General features: G+C 75.9%; 1 protein-coding gene and 2 pseudogenes. 2 read left to right on the top strand and 1 reads right to left on the bottom strand.

What is annotated here, in order from left to right:
- Nucleotides 1-1,633 (bottom strand): annotated as a pseudogene (locus O3Q52_RS52035) (DNA-binding protein); the annotation flags it as partial.
- A gap of 222 nt (nt 1,634-1,855) precedes the next feature.
- On the opposite strand from O3Q52_RS52035, the gene O3Q52_RS52030 reads away from it, so the two are divergent.
- Nucleotides 1,856-1,999 carry a hypothetical protein gene (locus tag O3Q52_RS52030; protein ID WP_269655388.1) on the top strand — a complete coding sequence of 48 codons (144 nt, stop codon included), beginning with the start codon at nt 1,856-1,858 and terminating at the stop codon, nt 1,997-1,999.
- A 78-nt stretch (nt 2,000-2,077) separates the two neighbouring features.
- Nucleotides 2,078-2,350 (top strand): annotated as a pseudogene (locus O3Q52_RS52025) (hypothetical protein); the annotation flags it as partial.

The raw sequence follows: 2,350 nt of genomic DNA, 5'->3' as shown, positions 1-2,350 counted from the left end.
GGCACCACCCCGCGCCCCCTCCGCAGCCCGGCTCGGCGGCCGAGCGGGGCTGCGGAGGGGGCGCGGGGTGGTGCCTGTGGTGGTGGACGGGGAGTTTGTCGCCAGGGCCGGAGTCCGTCTCCGTCTCTGTCTCCGGGGCGGCCGCGCTCGGTTGCGCCCCGATCAGCGCCCGCCCGTGCGCCGACAGCGCCCCCCGCCCGGTGATCCCCCGCGACTTGGCCTCGGACAGCGTCCACCGGGCCAGCCGGGCCCGCAGGTCGTCCGACGAGGCGGCCCCGCGCAGCGCGCGCTCCCAGTGGAGGCGGGCCACGAGTGAGTCGGGGGACGCGGAGGCCCCCTCGGGGAGCGCGGCCAGGAGCGTCAGGACACGGTGGCGGACCTCGGGGGCGGCCGAACGGTCGAGGCCCGGGCCCAGCGCGGACAGTGTGCGCTCCTTGGCGTCCCGGCCGCCGATCACGCCCGCCGTGCGGGTGGCGGACAGCCAGGCCGTGGCCAGCCGCGTCCAGCGCGCGGCCGCCGGGAGCTCCAGCCATTCGTCGTACGCCGGGGTCGCCGCGTACCGCTCGTCGGCCTCGCCGTCCGACGCCAACAGGCCTGCCGCGTAGGCGAGTTCGACCCAGAACGCGGCGACCGGCTCGGGGACGTCCAGGGCCACGGCGGTGCGCTTGAGGTCCCGTACGCTCAGGCCGCCCGCGCGCAGGACGGTCGGGCCGCCCTCGTCCCAGTCCTTCAGCAGCTCCTCGATGGTCGCGAGCGAGGTGTACGCCTGGCCGGCCGCCGTCGTGTCCACAACCTGTGGACGGTGCGTGGCGGCCGGCTCGACCGCCGGTGGCAGGGGCTGGGTGTCGCGATGGGCGCGGCCCGCACGGAGGTGGAGGGCGACCTCGCGGGGCAGTACGACCGTGCCGGGCGCCGTCGGCAGCAGCAGACCGCGGTCCAGGAGCCAGCGCAGACGCGAGGCGGGATCGGCGGTCACCTGGCCGTAGGGAGGGCCCCAGACCAGCCGGGACAGGACGTCCAGGGAGTCCGGCGGGGCCGCGGCGAGCAGGTCCGCCATCCGGGCGCGGTCGGTGAAGAGGCCGCTCAGGGACGCCACCGCCGACACCGCGTCGTGCGTCGTGGGCAGCCCCGCCGCCGTGAGGATCTCCTGGATCCGGCCCGGGGACATGCCCGACGTGGCCTCCGCGACCGTCGGCCCGAGACCCGTCGGGGACGGGTGCTGCGGCGAGGGCGCGAGCAGTTCGCGGGCCGTGCGGACCAGGCGGAGCCGGTCGTCCGGGCCCCACACCAGGGCCTGTTCGCGCAGGGCGGCCAGGGCGTGCGGGAACGCCCCGACGACCGCCGGGTCGTTCTCGTCACCGGCCAGCAGCGCCAGGAGCGTCCCCCGGTCCGCCGGCTCCGGGGCCACCGCAAGCGCCTCCGCCGTCTGGAGCGTGAACCGGTCCAGGCGCTCCAGGGCGCGGATCACCGAGGCGCGGGTGCCGGCCCGGGTGGCGAGCTGCGTGAGATCGGTGGGGACGGGCGTGATGAGATCCGGGCGGGCGCGCAGGAGCGCGGCGAGGGAACCGTCGTCCTTCGCGCGGAGCGCCTCCGCGAGGGACCGCGGGGCCACCTGCTTCTCATCGCTGCTCATCCGCTCAACGGTAGCGGGTGGCGGGCCCGCCAGGGGCCGTCTGCCAGGGCCCGGAACCCGTGTACCGGGCGGACTCCGGGCGAACGGAACGTTTCCCGGACGGCCACGGGATGAACATCGTCAGGAGGATCACGGCACCCCGGGCGACACTCCACCCCCATCGGCCACCGGGGGCTCCCGGTCAACTGCTCGGCAGGTCAAGGGGATTGGTGGATCCGGGGGATGAGGGATCCAAGGGCGGACCTCGACTTCGGCAAGCGGGTCGCCGGGCGGGTCGCCGTCATCGGCGTCGCGCACCCCTCCGGGAAGTCCTCCGCGGCGTTCGTCCGGGAAGTGGAGATCCCGAGCGTGTGCGAGCCGACCTGACCCGAGTCCGTGCCCACCCCCCCCTGCGCTAACGTCGTCCCACGGGGTATTCGACGCACCCGCCCCGGAGGGGACTTCGTGGGTATCGAGAGCGACCAGGTCGTCTACGAGTATCTGAGCCGTGTCGGTGACGTGGCTCAGCAACGGCAGCTGCCGTCGGGCATCCGCATGCGCCTGGTCTCGGAGCTGCGCAACGAGATCGACCGGCGCCGGGCCAAGGCGACCGTCGACAGTCCGGCCGCGGTCCGCCGCATCCTCGAACGGCTCGGCACCCCCGAGTCGGTCGTCGCCGCAGCGAACGCCGACACCGGCGGGGGCGAGGGCCCGGCCGCGCGGGGCTCGGCCGGGCCC

The organism is Streptomyces sp. ActVer (assembly GCF_027270795.1).
In the GTDB taxonomy this organism is placed as follows: Bacteria; Actinomycetota; Actinomycetes; order Streptomycetales; family Streptomycetaceae; genus Streptomyces; species Streptomyces umbrinus_A.
This window is presented reverse-complemented; position numbering and strand designations above follow the sequence as displayed.

Coding starts and splice junctions, on each gene's coding strand:
- O3Q52_RS52030 (WP_269655388.1), top strand. CDS start 1,856: ATGAGGGATCCAAGGGCGGACCTCGACTTCGGCAAGCGGGTCGCCGGG.